The following is a 17,773-nucleotide window of genomic DNA, read 5'->3' on the forward strand; positions in this document are numbered from 1 at the left end:
ACTTGTGTATTGGCGATCGCACGACCAATTAGAGGTGCTAAATTATCTTTATGTTTAACAGAAATATGAGCAGAAGTCGTAACTGTAGGGTTTTGGCATAATCTTTTCTTGTACTGAATGTCTAGTTAGTATCTAATCGGACTTTAATCATAGATTATACTGTTTGTCTTGCAGATGGCGTTGGTCTTGCGGACAAATCCATTGACTTAGTTCGAGTTTGCAGTTGACGATAAAGGTGAGGGATTGACATATCGGATGACTTTTTGTGTAGAAACCTGAGCATCCCATGTCGTCCCCCACTCTGTCACTCTTGTATTACAGTGATATTCACCATATATCAACTCTCCAGGACTTTTCTGTATCACTAAGGCCAAAGGGTATCGCATCAGAAAAAAAGGATTTTGTCGAGCTAACGTGGCACTGACCATGATCGCACTTGGCCCAGCGTGACTGGCATAATATTGGCAACGTCAATAGTGAATCGATAGACCTTTTTGGCGCGACTGCTGTTCTCTGAGTCGAAAAACCTCAGCTTCACATCCCAGCAATTGCTATTCAAGCGACAGAAGGGGCTTTTTTCAACTTCGATGCTCTCTAGTCCCATGCCGCTAACAATTGCTAACTCAAAGGTAGAGGCGGCTTGAAAGGCATTGGTGGCAGCAAAATTGAGGGCGCGATCGCGGTCTAGCTGTCCTAAGTTGCGAAGGTCGTAGTAAATGCGATGCAAGAAACTCTTGAGAGAACGCTGCATTCTCGCGTTGTTAGGAACGCTTGTTTCACTGCTGACGGTTGCAACGGCTGCTTCCACAAGGGAGTTGACTTGCCAGCCGTACATCCCTCGAACGTTTGGCAGTGTAAGCACAGGAACAACTTGACCGGAAAACAGTTCGACTGTGCGATCAGTAAGACTGCCGGGAATGCTGACTCGCTCGATATAATCATCGCTAGATTCAGGCTGAATTTGTCCAGCCAACATCATCGCAAAGACGGCATAGATTTCACTGGCAAAAGCCTTTTGGGGTTCTAGCGCGTAAATGGGGGTGAGTTCCTGATTCAACGTCCAGATAAGAGATTTACCTTCGGCAGGGCTTAACTCCAGGTAATTAACCATCTGGCGGGCATCGTAGGGATTAGAAGGAACTAATACCCCATTGATGCTGACCGCAGGCATCCGTTGTTTAAAGGTGTCGCGGCGCGCTTCGGTGCCGAAATCGTAGCCGAGGGAGCCGAGGGCGTAGACTTTGTTGGAGACGGCGCTGGGGGTGATGGTGGAGGGAGTAAGAAAAGCAGGGGAGGCAGGGGGAGCAAGGGGAATATCTGCAAGTGTGGCTGAGGCGGTAATGAGTTGAATGGGTGTAGAACTGTGAATCTCGCTCTCGGGTTGAGAAAAGTCTGTCAGCGCAGATTCGGAACTACTTGGTAAAAAGTTGCTGGTGGCTGGCAAAATGATTTGTGGATGGACAGCAGCGATCGCTTGAACGCTAGATAAGGTTTGCCCCGTCAGTAACTGATAAGCCCCCGGAATATTTAATTTACCGGCTAAACAGCGTTCCGGTTCTTCAACTTCGTTGGGATCGCAGGGAATAGCACTGTTGAGCAAAGCTGTCCGCACGGCTTCAGCATTGGGTTGTTCGCCGCGTTGCAATTGCAGGCTCATCAAGAGAGCAGAGATACCTGTCATTAAAGGAGCAGATAAACTGGTGCCTTCTTGACGAGCGGGTTCATTGGTGCCAGGTTGTGCCGCCACAATGTTTTCGCCGGGTGCCAGAATGCCCTGTTGCTGATACTGCCCACCCCAATTACTGTAGTTTGCAGGTTGCCCATCGTCTTTCATCATGCCTACTGCTAAAACGTTGGGTAGAATCGCAGGGGCACAAAAGCATTCGCCTTTATTATTACCACTGGGTGCGACAATCAGAATGTTATTGTCCTGACATTGTTTCACCGCTTTCTGGATCATTTCGTGGGCAAATCCGGTTTGGGTAGGATGACAGGCAGCACAGTGGATAATATTTACGCCCAGTTTAAATGCCAGGTTAAATGCGTGAGCTAGGTTGAGCGGAGAGAGTGCTTCATCGGCAGTTGCGGTTTCAAATAAGGGGATATTAATCGCGGTACAGTAGGGAGCCACTCCCTCAACGGGGGAACCGGGTTGTCCAAACATCGTGCCAAAAATGCCGGTCGCATGGAAGACGCCAGTCAGACGCTCTCGCACTGGTTCGGGAATTGTGTCTTCTAGCGCTTTAATCTCTGCCTCTAATGCTTCAATTGCGGCGGTATAGTTAGTATTTGAGGGAATTTCTGGTTTTAGTATTTTTTCCGGCTTGGAGGCACTTAACTGGCGAAATTGTTCCAGTAGTGGTGTATCTGTGCTTTCTAACAATGCATTGAAAACAGTAGTAGCTTTGCCGTGCCATTGCCCATTATTCAACGCTGTAACCTGAGTCATGGGTTGAGCGATCGACTCAACGTTGTCATCGGATGATATTGCCGGATCTGTATTTTGACTTGACTGCTCTTTGTTGGCTTTCTTGAGGGCTTTCTTCCGATCCTGCAACGCCTTAATTTTGAGTTCCTGTTGGATGTGGATTGGATCGATCGCCTCTATGTCACTTTGCCAGTAGGGCTTAATACGACTTATATTAGCACCGCGAAAGCAAGCGCGATCCAGATCCGCAGGACCATCAAGGACGGCAATTTTGATCCGAGAATCACCGAGGGTAAGAGCTTGCAAGGCAGCAAAACCAGGAATAGTATTAAGGTCAGGCATAGAAGTAATCGATTAAATAAAATGTCATAAAATGGCTCAATCGCTGAAACTTCTAGGAGGGATTCTCGTTTGTTTGCTTGAGCGAACCGAGACTAAACTCTCCCACAGAAGCCTCTTCGTACTCGTTGAGGTTGGCGATGAGGCCGAACTGTTCCGAATTCCCCCCACCAATCGCACTGGGAGCTAACTTCATCGCAGTTGCAACCAGATAGAAAGTTTGATACAGCACCCCGATGTGTTTCAAAATCAAACCGTAACCAATGGCATAATACTTCCAGAACAATCGCCCAAATCGGGCTGTGACAATGAAAAGCACTTGGGGGATATCCTGTTGTCCAGTTGCTTTCCAAGCATCGTAAATTAAAACTTCAACCTCGTGCTTGTCTACAATCAGGTGCAACGTGTGAGACAATGGTTGATAGTGGTATAATCCAGAATTTAATCCCTGACAGCGATTGATGACTGGATAAATCTCCAGTTCATATAAGCCACCCCCGCAGGGATAGGGACGTTTAGTGAATTCTCCCATGTTCATAGGATCGTCCTCAAGGTTGTAAACCTCTTTCACCCTGGCACAACGATAGAGAAACTCTCCCAACTGATTAAGGGTTATTGGCTGGTGATCATATTCTCGAATCGATTGCCTGGCCTCGATCGCCTGCGTCAACGAACAATCTGTTTGCGCTAAAATTGCCAAATCTGGTTTCTCTAAGGGAATCACTTGCTCGCTCATCGGTGATTTTACAACTCCTGATCGCTGATGATCCTCAAAGCGAGGAAGTTTCGATTTCCGCAGATCGTCTAATCGCTCTGAGCGAGTTTGGCGATGAAACAGAAGATTATGAAATTGCCATTGAGCTAACGCTTTAGTTTCTGGTTCTAGCAGGATCATCTGGGTTGCAATCAGCAACTCCAAGAACGATTGCCCTATCTCTGCATCAATCAGCGTTTCCAGCAAATTTTCTAATCTAAATGGCGAATCGAATTGAGCCAGTTTCGCAATCAAGGCGCTAGCTCGCCAATCTAGGAGAATAATTTTTGCTTTGGAGAGGGGAGATTCTAAAACAAAGTGTTGGTTCTCTTGATGCAAGAAGGCAAAGCGAGACAGAGTTACAGGCTGCTGTTGCCAATCAAAAACAGGAGAAATTAATTGATAATTTTCAGCGATCGGGATGGCAGTTGCTAAGGGTAAAACTGAATGACTTATCCAGCCGAGGTAAATCAGCTTTTGCAATTCTGCCTCAAAGCTTAAGCCAGATTCGACTCCATCAGCTTCTACAACCAAGGCAGTTAGCTGGGCGATCGTCAGGGCAGAATGCAACAGGTGTTCTAGTGCTGATTGCAAACCGGGCTTGGGATGCTCCAAGGTGAGACTTTCGGACGTGGATTGTAGCGTTAGCCGATCGCCTTCTAGGGTCAGGGAGATGTCGGGCCGGAAAGACAGGGTGAAGGAATCAGACATTTCAAAACACCATTGGCATCGGGTTCATCTGGTCTTCGGTTAAGGGAGCAGAGCGCCACCCCAGCTTTGTGGGTACATTGTACAACCGTCCCGCCCCAAATCGTGACCAGAAGTGACGTAAACCGGGTACAATGACTTTGACGACGGGTAAGCCAATATCAGGGCGGGTTTGGTTCAGCACCAGCATCTCCAACCCAGCACGTCTAGCGACTTCGACACAAGTTAATACATCTTGCCCAATATCATCGCTCCACTGCTGCGGGTAATCAGTGTATTGTTTAGGCAGTGTTTGTCTACAGGGAGCCAGATAAGGCTGATTAGCTAAGGTTGCCTGGGTAAACCAGTGGCTCAGGGCTGAGTCTAGCGTAGTGGAATAATCTAGCTGGTCTACAGCAAAACCAATTTGATTCACCTCAGTGACGGCTCGTGAAATCGCAATTTTTGGGTCGAAATGCGCTCCGTATCCGGCAATAATTCGTTCTTCACTTTCACCTATATTACGAGAGAGGGCGACAAAGGCGGGAATGTTTAAGTCGGTGGTTAAATCGAGTACCCATAATTGTCGTTGCTGGCTACGATACCAATCTTGTAACTCTAATAGATAGGAATCGTTGAAGCTGGCTAGGTCTACAGCTGGGCGCGATAGACGATTATACCACCAGATGGCGACGCTATCGCGCTCCACCAGTTCTAAAAATCCTTGCAGAATGGCATCTTCTAGCGTTCCTCCGGCGGCGCTGCCGTTGGAATCGGCACAACAAAAGCGATGGGTTTTGGGCAATCGGTAATTGTAGTAGCAAAAGGCAGTGGGGAGGTATTTATGCGTTTGCTCGGTCATTGACCAAACAGGAGTCCAGTCAACAGCTTGAGTCTCATCAAAAAGTTGCGGAATCCAATCGTGATCGACGATCACCTTTTGATTTAACTCCTCCCGATTTTGATATTGAGTATCACTATACAGCAAACACTCAGCCGGATGAATGGCGTTGCCCAACTTAGGAAACTGAGAATTAATTTGCGGTTCATCCCCTTGGTAGATGCCAGAATAGCGTTCTATTGCCTCACAAAAACCGCTTGCTTGGGATTGGTGATCGGTTTTGCCCTTACCGCCACTTTTGTGCCGGAGAGATTTTCGCAACCGATTGAGGTTTGAGGAGGAACCCAAGGCATGGGTAGCGCTGTAGGTATGGATCAGGGGGTTATTGGGGTCGGACACGCGCACAAGGGCGCTAACGACTCCGGTAATTGGGCTGATTAAATGCTCGTAGCGTTGCAAGATTTGTTCTGGGGTAAAGACGCGATGTCCGCCATCCTCGGTAAAGAGCTTTTTGCGGCTAGTAAGAGCGATCGCACTGTTAACCTGTTGACTCACTAAATTGGGGTTACCACAGGCGGGACATTGAGGACGCTGAGTCAGCGTGTGCGTTTTTAGGGTAAAGTTCGTCTGATCGAGCGTAATCAGTTTCCCGGCTAACGTCGGAATTTTCGATTCTGGGACAACCTGCTTTACTAGCCATTTAGCAACTTCGGTGGTCGTAAGTGCGATCGCCGCTTGGACTGTCGAAGGCAACATAGCAAAAGCAGTTGGTAAACACCCCATCCCCTGCTCCTTTTGCCGTAAAACCGATGCTTCCACTTCCCGGTTGCCGTTGAGTCGATGCGCGAGACATTCCCAACAGCCTGTTTCTCCCGGAGTAAAGATAGAACCGAACCACAGTATCCCGCCAATCGGCTTAACCAGCAGCCAGGGTTGCTGAGTTTGCAGGGCTGTTTTATTAATCTGGCTCAGTTGTGGCTGTTGATAGTCATCAGTGAGAACTACCCACAAGGAATTCACCTTGGATGTTAGCTCATCTGGCTGCCCTGGCTGCACGGGAATCTGAATTGCCTGCAACGCTTCAATTAAAGGTTGTGCATCCACGCCACCGACGGCTGTGACAAAAACTTGGGTGTGGGGTAGGCGATCGCTCACTACTTGTGGCTTTACACCTAGCAAGCTCCAAAATGCGGCAGCTTGAGGATTGAGGCTGTGAGCGGCATCGGTGAGGTAGCCTTTTTCATGCAAGCGATCGAGGACGTAGTGGATGTGGTCTGGTGCGACCTGCCCATCTAGCTTCTGGATAATCTCTTCTAGTGTGTGCTGACCATTCAGAAGCGGAAGAATCTGGCAATAGAGGCCACCCGTTAGTGCGTGGGTGGCATATTCGCTAAGTAAATAGACGTTTTTGGGTTCAACAATCTCAACCCGAAAGTGAGGTTTAATCTGAGGAATTTTCATATCTGTAGAAGCATATTACCTTGTTTGTAGATTAGATTATGTAGTACAAATTTATCTTTTGAATTGTTTCAGCTTCCAATTCACTTTCTAATAAGGCAACTGCCATTTCTTCGACAGGTTGCTGCTGGTAGTAGGCGTGAACTCTCCGGGCAATATCGTTTACAGGAAAGTAACTCAAGAAGTCATTAATATTTTCTAAATAGTAATAAATTTTCCTTTCTGAATTGGCTTGAGAAAGTCCTACACTAACTCTCTTACAAATGGGGAAATGTTGCAGAACTGCTGGTGACAGAACTTGTCTTAATTGCTGCTGTATATCAACTTGTTGCCAATCTTGCTTTTTTATGTATGGATAAAGCTCAATATTGCTCCTACCATTAAATCCACAATCAAATCCAATATGCAATAAGTTATTAACAAGCAGCATTTGTACATCTGCTTCTAAATCTTTTCCATTCAGGGCAATTGCTAGTTCTTGCTTTTCTGGGTAATTTTCGATAGTTAGGGCAAGGTCTACTGAAGACTCAGTTAATTCTCTACGAAGATCCACACCGACCAGGAATTCCTTAAGTCTGCTAAAATCAAAGTCGCCACCGAAGAATTTGTCAATCAAAGAGTAATTAACTTTGACACCAATTCTTGTATTGATTTGATTGAAGAAATCAATTACGATTTGTAGCTGTTCTGTAGTTTTGAGATTAAACTCCACAAAAAATCTAGCTGGATAAATTCGATCTACTTCAACTTTGCAGGAAGCTTCTAGCGAACAACCGTCTGCAATATTTTCTACTGTTTCTACAAATGATTTGAAGATATCAAGAGCATAAATATTTTCAATCTCAAATGCTTGCTCATGGGCAGCAATGAAAGGTGATTTTTTAGCTAATATTTTCATTTTCTGCAATCGTCTATTTCCAGCTTGGAATCGGGAGCGGGCACTCAACATGCAATAGCCTGGAAAACTGCTGGGTATAAGGGTGTAGAGAGATTTGAGGGCATTGTTATAGAAAGCTGTAAGTGCGATCGCCCTTGGTGTAGGTATATTGAGAGGGGCGATCGCTTAATCTTATCTCCAAATCCGCCCCCGCCGGAAGGGAGGATCTGCCTCTGTTTTTTGTTGTTTTGCCATCTCCTTAAACCAGTAGCCGTAATCTTCCAATCCAGTTGAGCGCGTCAGCCGTTCTTGGGGATCGAGCTTCAGCTTCAGAGGAATTTCTGCTTCCTCCCAGACGGGATTACCGCTAAGTGTTCCCACTGCTCGATTGGTTGTTTTATCTTCCAGGGTTGACCCTACTGTTTGATTCAAAGACCAATAGCGCACCAAGCCCAGTTCTCTCCCTGTCAGGGGGTACATCTGATTGGCTTCAATCTCTGCTTGCGATCGCGCATACCGCCACACCCGCACTTCCAGCAGTTTGCCCTGAAAGCGGGAATCTGCCACATTTGGTTGTCCACCTAAATAGGTATTGCCAAATGACAAAACTGGGGAAATTGCCTTTTGATTGTCGTTGTGTACCCCGTTAATGTATAGCTTCGTATCTCCAGGACGACTCCCCGCCCGTACCACTGCAACATGATACCAGCTTCCAGATGTGATGCCAGCACCCACGGAAGCGATCGCTTCACTAGAGAGGGGAGTCTGAAACTTCAGTTCGCCACCTTCGAGATAAAACAGGGTTTCTCCATCGGCAAAAATCACCTGCTTGCCGGCATTTGTGGCAGGATACACCCAAACTTCGATTGTGAAGTTTCCTTGCGGTCTTAGCGCTCCGCCACCAGCAGAGATCCCCTGATGTTTGTCATCAAGTACCAACACGTTCTGGCTACCCTGCAATCTAACCGGGGGAATAGGTGGAGCGATTATAGGGGCTGGCGTTACAGGTGGATTCGATTCTACAGAGGATTGAGTTGGACTGGGAGCAACATTCGGTGGTGCGGAAGCTGGTTCTGGTAAGGTTCCAGATTGTTCGATTGGTCTAAACTGTTCAGGTGACACTGGGGAGGGACTGGGTGAAATATTTGGCGAGGCGGTTGCAGTTTCACCTAGTTCTCCAAGTTGTTCGGTTGTACCTGTATATGTTAAATTTCCATCAATATTTTCAATTCCATCCAAGACGATTGAGGTTTTGTTCGGTGAACCATCCGCCTTCTTGCAAGTGGCTGATAGAACATTTCCCTGAATAAAGATTTCAGTGCAAGTTTCTTGATAACTACTCGGTTTGTTCGGGTCAGTTAGTTTTAATTCTCCATCAATATTTTCAATTCCTTTTAAAACGATTGAGGTGTTGTTGAGTGAACCATCACTTTTTGTGCAAGTGGCTGATAAGACATTTCCCTGAATAGAGATGTCACTACAACTTTGTTGGTAAGTGCTACTGATTACGCTTGGAGCGATCGCGGCATTCGATGGTTGGGTTGATGCAGCCGGACTGGGTGCGACATTGGGGGGGGCGCTTGCAGGTTGGCTCGGTATTTCGGTTGCAGTCGGTGGAGATGAGCTTTCTTGAGCCGGGGAAGACACAGATACAGCGCTTTCTAAAATCCACCAATCTTTAGTATTTTCCGAAGTTGTGATGTAGCCAACAGAGCTAGTATCAGCACACAGTTTTTGATTAGTATAGGAAGAGTTGGTGAGGTAAACCCGATCATCATAGCGAATTGCACCTCCCTTACCAGAAACTTTGGTAATTATCCAACTCTGTTTATTTTCATCGTAGCCATCTTGCCAATAGTAGCAATTGTGGTTATTAGAAAAAGCCCCTAAAATGTCATTATTACCCGTTGTTGATTCTGTCGTTTTGATTTTGATGCGATTTTGCGCTCTCACCACCTCACCTTCGGAGTTACCTACAAGTTGAAGCGTTACTTTTCCTGTGTTTCCTAATTGTGGCCAGTTGTATGTCCCGCGATTAACAGCAACTATGTATTGATTTGTTGCGTGCTTGAGATAAAAGGAGTCACCAAATTTAACAGTATTTTCAGCCATAGTTTTTCTCCAAACTAGTTGGTGGAGATGAGTTTTTTGAGCAGAGAAAGTTGAGGAAGTCGGCGAGGTTAAGATTGGATCGGTCGAGTGTAAATTCCCAATCGCGCCAGAACATTTCGAGCGCTACCATAAGTGCCAAAGAAACCAATAATTTCAGAACCTTCAGGCGCAGCCAGTGTAAATTCTTCTACCTGCTTTTGAGAATTTTTTCCGCCATACACATCAGATTGAGCGCCTTGATGGGTATGAAATTGAATGGTGATAATATCTTCTTTAGGAAAGCCAGAACTTTGCGATCCCCAGGTTCCGGAAACAGAAGTGAGATAGTCTCCTGCGGCTAAAGCAAATGTGCTGAGATTGGCTGCCTCGCCTACTGCTTCAGGAGGATTCGTTGTAGAGTTTTCGTACTCGACTTGAATCTTGTCCACTGCCCAATTCGTACTCACGTTAATACTTTTAATCTTAGTTGCGGTTGTATTTTCGGGTAGAGTTGAAAAATCGGTACCGGAGGTTGAACTGCCTACTGGGCCAACTTGTGTAATTACAGGGGCATTGCTTTCTAAAATCCACCAATCTTTAATGTTCTCTGCTGTGGTGATGAAGCCAGGATAATTGGTATCAGCACATAGATTTTGATTAGTGTAGGAACAGTTGGTGAGGTAAACCCGATCGCCATAGCTTATTGAACCCTCACCAGAAACTTTGGTAATTACCCAGCTCTGTTTATCTTCACTCCAGCCATCTGCCGAATAGTAGCAATCGTGGCTATCGGCAAAAGCCCCCAAAATATCATTATTATCTTTTAAAGTTTCTGTCGTTTTGATTTTGATGCGACTTTGCGATTCCACCACCTGACCTTCGTTACCTACAAGTTGAAGCGTCACTTTTCCCGTCGTGTCTCCTAACTGTGGCCAGTTGTATGTCCCACGACCAACAGCAACTATATATTGATCTGTTGAGTGCTTGAGATAAAAGGTGTCACCAAATTTAACGGTATTATCAGCCATAATGTTTTTCCCAAGAAAAGTAATTTGGATCGAGAATTTTGTGAAATGGTGTCAAGAGAAATTAGAGAAACGCCATGCCAGCGAAAGAGTGAAAACAACCATAGCCAGAAGTTTTTAGTTGGTTATAGCTGCGGTTCTCAAAGGCTGCCGGATCGTTGAAGTTTGCGCCGTGCAGCAATTTTATCCGAATATTAACCAACTCTTCGACGCTGCCGTGAACCACATCAACGGCTTCATGTGGCTGGATTAAATCGGTACGTTTGATGGGGGGAGATTGTTTAGGAAGTTTCATAATTGGGTTTTTTTAAGTGAATTGGGGTGTGTTTAAGCTTGGACAATTCAAAATGTTGCGTGGATATAGATTGTATAAGTCGAATAGACCCCCCTTAATCCCCCCTTATAAAGGGGGGAAACTTGAAATCTTGCCCCTCCCCAATACATCGGGGAGGGTTGGGGAGGGGTGATTCAACGGAGCCAGGTATCGCAAAGCGCCGAGGTGAGGGCAATAGTAAACCAATTCATCCGGGCGAACCAGGCTCCTAAACGGGATATTGGGAGATTTGAGAAGAAATTGACTCCGGAGTAGAGTGGGAAACTATTCTGCGTCGTCTCCGTCATCGTCTCCGTAAGAACAAGCACAAGCACAAATCAAATCAGTTCCACTTGGTAGTACGGATGCAATACTTACACTACCAGCACCCCCCTGTTGGGAGAGGGCTTCTTCTGATAGTTCTGCCAGTTCCCTTGGCAGTTGTCCAGTGGCGATCCGGTTGACGGGTTGTGCGGCAGTAGGCATTAGGTTTTGCTTGTCCATGAGAATTTTCTCCATTTTTATCGTTGGTTGATGTCCCGTTGTCGAGCCGCAGGCTCAGTCGGTGGGTCTAACCGCTTTGTGTGGAAAAGAAGATTGTGCAAAGACGGAAAGACAGGGTGACGAGGTAAGCGGGACGATAAAAAAGTGTCACAGTAGGGAGCGATCGCACCATCACCAGAAGCAGAAAAACCAAGTGAGTCCTTAATCATTTCCCCATCTTTCCGTCTCCCTGTCTCGCGATCGTCGTGCGGCTAAAAGCTTGGTGATTCAATCCGCTCGAACCAGGCTCATAGACGGGGAAAGAAGTAGTTTTGAGGGTAACTTACTCCACGTCTTCTCCTTTATAAAAGCACAGGTAAAATATAAGCCCTACTCCTCATCACCATCATAAGAACAGACCCTCAAACACACTCTGTAACCAAGAACAGTACCAGGAGTTTCCGTCTGAAACGAGGCTAGTACGGATGCACTAGAAGCCTCATCACCATGCAGTTGCAAAGCTTCTTCCGACAGTTCTGCCAGTTCTGGATCTACTTGTCCGGTTCCAATCCGGTTGACGGGCTGGGCGGCTTGTGGCATCAGGTTTTTCTTGTCCATGAGTTGATTCTCCGTTTTGTGGTTGGTGTCCCGTTGTCGAGCTGTTGCTCAGTCGGTAGGTCTGACCGCTTCTAAAGTCAAAGAAGACTGTTTGCTGTTTGCTCTCTAATATGGCGTAGACCAAGTTCTCACGTCGCCCAGCGTCACTGGAATCAAATCGCTGACATCAATCGTGAACCGGAACACCTTTTTGGCACGGCGACTGTTTTCCGGGTCGAAGAATTTTAACTTCACATCCCAACAATCGCTATCCACCCGACAGAAGGGACTTTTCTCTACCGTAATGCTGTCGAGTTCCATGCCGGTTGCTACCGCTTCGGCAAATGTGGAAGCCGCCTGGAACGCATTCGTCGCTGCAAAGTTGAGCGCCCGATCTTGAGACGTGGTGCCGAGATTTCGTAAATCGTAGTAAATCCGGTTGAGGAAACTACTCAAGGTGCGCCGAATCGGGTCTTCTTGGGCATCTCCGACGGTAGTTTGCACTGTCTGGATGGCAGCGGATACAAGTGTATTTATCTTCCAGCCATACATTCCTCGTGGGTTTTGCGGTGCTAGCAGAGGTACAGTCTGCCCAGAAAATAGCTTGACGGTGCGCCCAGTCAAAATTCCCGGAATACTCACCCGCTCTACATATTCTTCGCTGCTTTCCGCCTGAATTTGCCCTGCTAATAGCTCTTGCAAAACGGCGTAGGTGTCTCGCGCAAACGCTCCTTGGGGTTCGATCGCATAAATTGGCGTCAACTCGATGTTTAATGTCCAAATTAGCGATCGCGATTCTGAAGGACTTACCGCCAAGTAATCCACCATCTGCCTTGCATCATAAGGGTTCGCTGGAACCACGATCCCATTAATGTTGTAGGCAGGCATCAATTGTTTAAAAGAATCTCGCCTTGCTTCAGAGCCAAAGTCATAGCCAAGCGTCCCCAAAGCATACACAAGTTGACTCTCAGCAATTTCGCTGGGAGCTTGACTAGCAGTGACAAAGTTCGAGGTAGATTGAGTCATAGTGGGTACTTGTTGAGTCCTTGAGTGAGTGGATGGGGGGATTGAGGAGACGGGGCTTGAGGGAGCGATTGAACTTGCAGCCGATTGAGACTGGTTTACAACTGCAACGGCAAGGGCTGTGGCAGGTTCCACGGCTGTAACCGTCTGCATAAGGGATGCAACATCGATTAAATCGTCATCAACAGGGCGATCGGATGATTCGACCTGGCTTTGTTGCGTCCCTCCACAGCCGCAGCCAGAAGCAGCAACCGCTGACAAAGTATCTGACACAGTTCCTCCAAACAGATATTCAAGAGTTCCAGAGATATTGAGTTTGCCAACCAAACAACGACTTGCATCGGTTGTATCAGCAGGCGTACAGGGCAAAGCACTATTTAAGATTGCCGCCCTGACTTTTTGCGGATCGGGTGTTTCGCCCCGTTGAATTTGTAAACTTAATAGCAGTGCTGCTACTCCCGTGGTGATCGGTGTAGCAAAACTAGTTCCACTCAACCGAGTTGTTCCGCCTCCAGGTTTTGCCCCTAAGATATTTTCGCCTGGTGCCAAAATGCCTTGAGCTTGGTAAGTTTCGCCCCAGTTACTAAAGGCGATCGGCTTACCTTCGTCGTCCATTGCCCCAACCGCTAATACATTGGGCAATGCTGCCGGAACGTGCAAACAAGCACAGCCATCATTGCCTGCTGCCGCAATAATCAGCACATTCTTTTCTAAAGCTTGTTGCACCGCTCGTTTGAGCCACCCTTCTGCCTCACCTTCATCGGTGAGTTGCCCACCGCTAAGGTTGATAATGTGCGCCCCAGCGTTGACGGCTTGCTCGATCGCTCTGGCTAAATCGAGTTGAGACAACTGCCGTCCTGCATCTGTGAATACTGGAACGATCAATCCCTTACATTCAGGGGCAATTCCCCTTACAGGGCTACCCGATTGACCAAAAATGATGCTGGCAACATGAGTGCCATGTAAAGACATCCCGCCATCAGGATTTGCTTCCCCAGTAACTAGCGTCGGTAGCACGGTCAAGTCTGCTCCCAGGAAACAGGGATGCTTCAAATCAGTCAGTCCGTCGAGTACAGCAATGCAAATTTGTGGACTACCGGACGTTTTTGCCCATAGTGGCTCAAGAGCTAAAAGATTCATTATTCAGGAGAGCGATCGTGGGCTGTCAACTTTTTTTTAATTGATAAATCACACATACCAAAGTGCTTTTAACAACTACTTGTTTACAATATTTCTATTTATGGGGTAATCAACTCAAAGCCAGCCAGACACTCCAGGGTAGTCCATAGCAATGGCTGGAAATACCAATTTTGGAGTGTTTCTTTTTCTTTTCTCTTTGCCTCTAACCTACCAGAGTTTGGTAGTTATATAACCCTGATACTTTGGATCAACTAGTCTTTGATTCCTCTAGGAAACATTGATGATGCGAATGCGATCGCCATAGACAATTGAGCAGCTATTCTCGTGTTTGAGATAAAAGATATCACCAAATTTAACGACAATTTGATTAGCCATGAGGATGTTCTCCTTATTAATTATCAAATTAGTTCGAGAAATAGATTAAACGTTTGACCACAATAGTTTTTTGAATATTTATTCTCCTCTGATTTTTTGATAATTCAATTCTATGTTTTTGTGGTAATACTCAGCAGCAATGGGGAAACTGGCTTTTATATAGGGATAGTTTGGGTGACTATCCCTATATAAAAGTTTTTGAATTATTAAATTCTATCTTACTAACAGATGAAGCAAATTTTTAGACATTAAGGGAAACACTGGTTCTAAATTACAGTATTAAGTCCGAACACGGAATAATTTTTAACAAAAATATAATGAGCTTTGAGAAATGAGAAAACTAGATTATTAATATTATTAATTGACTAATCATAAATTATTTGTATAAAAATTCTTCAAATAACTATGTTATTAACATTATTAATTGACTAAAAACAAATTATATGCACTAAAAATGATATACTGAAATAGAAATCCAAGTACATCTCTTTCATGGCGTCTAATTTTATGATGTTAATAACATGCTCTTAAGTACGGCTCAGTAGCGTTGTGCGCGCTCTAGCCTTCAATCTTGAGGCGATGTCTACTGAAGTTGTTATTAGTACTTCTTACCTAGCTGCCCTCTGCCTTTATTTGTAAATATTAGCCAACTATACTTATTAGACAGACTTAATATAATTAATCAACGCTAAAACTACAACCTAGCAATTATAAATTGCAAATTATTATGACTATTTATGCGTATTTATCGTCACCTAATTTTAGCCCTACTAATCTTTTTCTTAATAACAACTTTTTTACCAGCCACCGCTCAGGATTCTATTTACCCAACTCAATCACCAGTCACCCTACTCGAACAAGGAAAACAACATTATGATGCCGGAAAGTTAGTAGAAGCTGCACAAATTTGGGAACAAGCAGCTCAGATATTTCAGCAAAGCAAACAGCAGCACTATCAAGCATTAAATTACAACTATTTAGCCATTGTTTATCAAGATTTGGGCAAGTGGGAAGCAGCGCGATCGCTAATCACCCAAGCAGAGAATATCCTAAAAACAGTGGATGATTCCTTCCTTTACGCCCAAGTCCTTAACACCAAAGGAAGTTTACAATTTAACACTGGACAACCGGAATTAGCCTTAGAAACTTGGCAGCAGGCTGAGGAAATCTATCGTTCCCTCAAGGATGTAACAGGGATTGTGCTATCGCAGATTAACCAAGCCCAAGCATTGCAAACGCTGGGAGAGTATCCTCGCGCCCAAAGGCAACTAGAACAAATCAATCAAGACCTTTCTACTTTACCTGATAATCTCCTAAAAGCCAGGGGATTACAAAGTTTGGGGGTAACTCTGCAAGTCGTGGGAAATTTAGAGCGATCGCAACAAGTATTATCGCAAAGTTTAGCGATCGCCAAGCTTGTAAATTCTACCGCAGATATCGCCGAAACCTTATTGAGATTAGGAAATACTGCTAGAGCTAGGGAAGATTTTAAAGCCGCCTTAGAATTTTATCAACAAGCAAGTAATAGTGGTGGCGCTCGTACTCAACTAGAAGCACTTCTCAACCAGCTCAGCCTTTTAATAAAAACCGAGCAAAATCAAGCTGCACTAGCATTATTACCCCAAATTCAAGTGCGTCTTGCTAATCTTGCTGCTAGTCGTTGGGGAATTTATGCACAAGTTAATTTAGCTACAAGTTGGATGAAACTGTCATTATCAAACACAAAAGACATTGCTCAACTTTTGGCAAAAGCAGTCAAACAGGCCAGAGAATTAACAGATGCAAAGGCGCAAAGTTATGCTTTGGGAGAATTAGGACATCTCTACGAACAAACTCAGCAATTCTCAGAGGCCTTAAATCTCACCCAAACAGCACTAACTTTAGCACAGGGAGTGCAAGCAGAAGATATTGCTGTCAATTGGTTTTGGCAGCAAGGACGAATCGAGAAAACTAGGGGGAATATTGAGCAAGCAATCACTGCTTATGAACAAGCTGTTAATTCCTTAACATCTCTGCGTCAAGATTTACTACAAACGAATCCTGACGTGCAGTTTTCTTTCCGCGACGAAGTTGAACCAGTGTATCGGCAGTTAGTACAATTACTTTTGCAAAATGTAGATAACTTGCCCCAAACTATCAAGCTACAACGCTTAGATAAATCCCGTAAAACAATTGAAGCACTGCAATTAGCAGAGTTAGAAAACTTCTTCCGCGAAGCCTGCTTAACTTATAAACCTCAACCCATCGATAAAATTGATTTAAAAGCCGCAGTCATTTACCCAATTTTGCTAGAACGTCGCTTGGAGGTAGTTGTTTCTCTTCCTGGACAACCTTTGCAACATTATGGAACAAACCTTTCCTCAAAAGAGGAATCAGAGGTTTTTGATGAACTGCGTCAGTCTTTAAACCCTGCTTTTTTACCTGACGAAGTACTACCTTCTGCCCAAAAATTATATGATTGGTTGTTGCGTCCTGCCGAAAAAGAGATAGAACTTCAGAAGATTAAAACCTTAGTGTTTGTCTTGGATGGTTTTTTACGCAGTGTACCAATGGCAGTTTTGCACGATCGCCAACAGTTTATCATCCAGAAGTACAGCATAGCATTGACTCCTGGTTTACAACTATTAGAGTCTCGATATCTTCCTCCCCAACAGTTTAAAGCCTTAACTGCGGGTTTAGCAGAAGCACGTCAAGGTTTTGCTGAGTTACCTGGTGTCAAGCAAGAAATTAAACAAATTACAAACTATGTCCATGCAAAGATACTACTAAATGAAAAATTTACTCGCGCCAACGTCCAAAAACAAATAGAAGAAGTTCCCTTTTCTGTAATTCATCTTGCCACCCACGGTGAATTTAGCTCCAAAGCCGAAGACACATTTCTTTTAACTTGGGAAGGCCGGATTAATGTTAAAGATTTAGACAAATGGTTAAAAGGTGCATCTTCAAAATTGAGCAAAAATGCTCCAAACCAACCAATTGAACTGCTAGTTCTTAGCGCTTGTCAAACTGCTAAAGGCGACAACCGCGCAGCTTTAGGATTGGCAGGAATTGCCGTGCGTTCTGGTGCTAGGAGTACTTTAGCAACCCTCTGGTCAGTACAAGACAAATCAACTGCTAACTTGATAGCAGAATTTTACCGTCTGCTTACCCAAAAGGTCGTCAGCAAAGCCGAAGCACTGCGTCAAGCACAACTATCTCTATTAAATTCTCCTCAATACAAACATCCTTATTATTGGTCTGGGTTTGTACTGGTAGGAAATTGGCGTTGACTCACGATGAAGGAGGTAGGAAAACTTAACAATTCAAAATTCAAAATTCTTGCATTAAAGACATTTTCAAACG

12 protein-coding genes are annotated in these 17,773 nt (G+C 45.0%); 1 reads left to right on the forward strand and 11 read right to left on the reverse strand.

The genetic code is table 11. From position 1 onward, the window contains the following. Nucleotides 1-409: 409 nt before the first annotated feature. From V7K40_RS32135 to V7K40_RS32185, 11 genes are all read right to left on the reverse strand, one after another. A complete protein-coding gene (locus tag V7K40_RS32135; RefSeq protein WP_334966931.1) occupies nucleotides 410-2,770 on the reverse strand; it encodes a PatA/PatG family cyanobactin maturation protease in 2,361 nt (786 codons plus the stop codon). 52 nt (nucleotides 2,771-2,822) lie between these two features. Beyond that, complete coding sequence (locus V7K40_RS32140) at nucleotides 2,823-4,232, reverse strand: SagB family peptide dehydrogenase (RefSeq protein WP_334966932.1); 1,410 nt, start codon at nucleotides 4,230-4,232, stop codon at nucleotides 2,823-2,825. 1 nt (nucleotide 4,233) lies between these two features. Next, nucleotides 4,234-6,510 carry a TOMM precursor leader peptide-binding protein gene (locus V7K40_RS32145; RefSeq protein WP_334966933.1) on the reverse strand — a complete coding sequence of 759 codons (2,277 nt, stop codon included), beginning with the start codon at nucleotides 6,508-6,510 and terminating at the stop codon, nucleotides 4,234-4,236. Between the two features lie 31 nt (nucleotides 6,511-6,541). Further along, nucleotides 6,542-7,405, reverse strand: a complete 864-nt coding sequence (locus V7K40_RS32150) for a LynF/TruF/PatF family peptide O-prenyltransferase (protein ID WP_334966934.1) — start codon at nucleotides 7,403-7,405, stop codon at nucleotides 6,542-6,544. Between the two features lie 171 nt (nucleotides 7,406-7,576). Next, nucleotides 7,577-9,496: a LamG-like jellyroll fold domain-containing protein gene (locus V7K40_RS32155; RefSeq protein ID WP_334966935.1), complete on the reverse strand. Its 1,920-nt coding sequence runs from the start codon at nucleotides 9,494-9,496 to the stop codon at nucleotides 7,577-7,579. A gap of 68 nt (nucleotides 9,497-9,564) precedes the next feature. Further along, complete coding sequence (locus V7K40_RS32160; RefSeq protein ID WP_334966936.1) at nucleotides 9,565-10,503, reverse strand: jacalin-like lectin; 939 nt, start codon at nucleotides 10,501-10,503, stop codon at nucleotides 9,565-9,567. Nucleotides 10,504-10,564: 61 nt separating this feature from the next. Continuing rightward, nucleotides 10,565-10,795 (reverse strand): cyanobactin biosynthesis system PatB/AcyB/McaB family protein, encoded by a 231-nt coding sequence (locus V7K40_RS32165; protein ID WP_334966937.1) that lies wholly within the window; start codon nucleotides 10,793-10,795, stop codon nucleotides 10,565-10,567. A gap of 303 nt (nucleotides 10,796-11,098) precedes the next feature. Further along, on the reverse strand, nucleotides 11,099-11,317 hold the full coding sequence (locus tag V7K40_RS32170) for a DUF5837 family cyanobactin class RiPP (RefSeq protein ID WP_334966938.1): 219 nt from the start codon (nucleotides 11,315-11,317) through the stop codon (nucleotides 11,099-11,101). A 17-nt stretch (nucleotides 11,318-11,334) separates the two neighbouring features. After that, entirely contained in the window at nucleotides 11,335-11,526 is a 192-nt protein-coding gene (locus V7K40_RS32175) for a hypothetical protein (RefSeq protein ID WP_334966939.1), read from the reverse strand. Nucleotides 11,527-11,686: 160 nt separating this feature from the next. Beyond that, nucleotides 11,687-11,914 (reverse strand): DUF5837 family cyanobactin class RiPP, encoded by a 228-nt coding sequence (locus V7K40_RS32180; protein WP_334966940.1) that lies wholly within the window; start codon nucleotides 11,912-11,914, stop codon nucleotides 11,687-11,689. Between the two features lie 105 nt (nucleotides 11,915-12,019). Continuing rightward, complete coding sequence (locus V7K40_RS32185) at nucleotides 12,020-14,056, reverse strand: PatA/PatG family cyanobactin maturation protease (RefSeq protein ID WP_334966941.1); 2,037 nt, start codon at nucleotides 14,054-14,056, stop codon at nucleotides 12,020-12,022. Nucleotides 14,057-15,168: 1,112 nt separating this feature from the next. Here V7K40_RS32185 and V7K40_RS32190 point away from each other — a divergent pair. Continuing rightward, nucleotides 15,169-17,700 (forward strand): CHAT domain-containing protein, encoded by a 2,532-nt coding sequence (locus tag V7K40_RS32190; protein WP_334966942.1) that lies wholly within the window; start codon nucleotides 15,169-15,171, stop codon nucleotides 17,698-17,700. Nucleotides 17,701-17,773: the final 73 nt, after the last annotated feature.

It is taken from the genome of Nostoc sp. (assembly GCF_036917195.1).
Taxonomy (GTDB): Bacteria; Cyanobacteriota; Cyanobacteriia; order Cyanobacteriales; family Nostocaceae; genus Nostoc.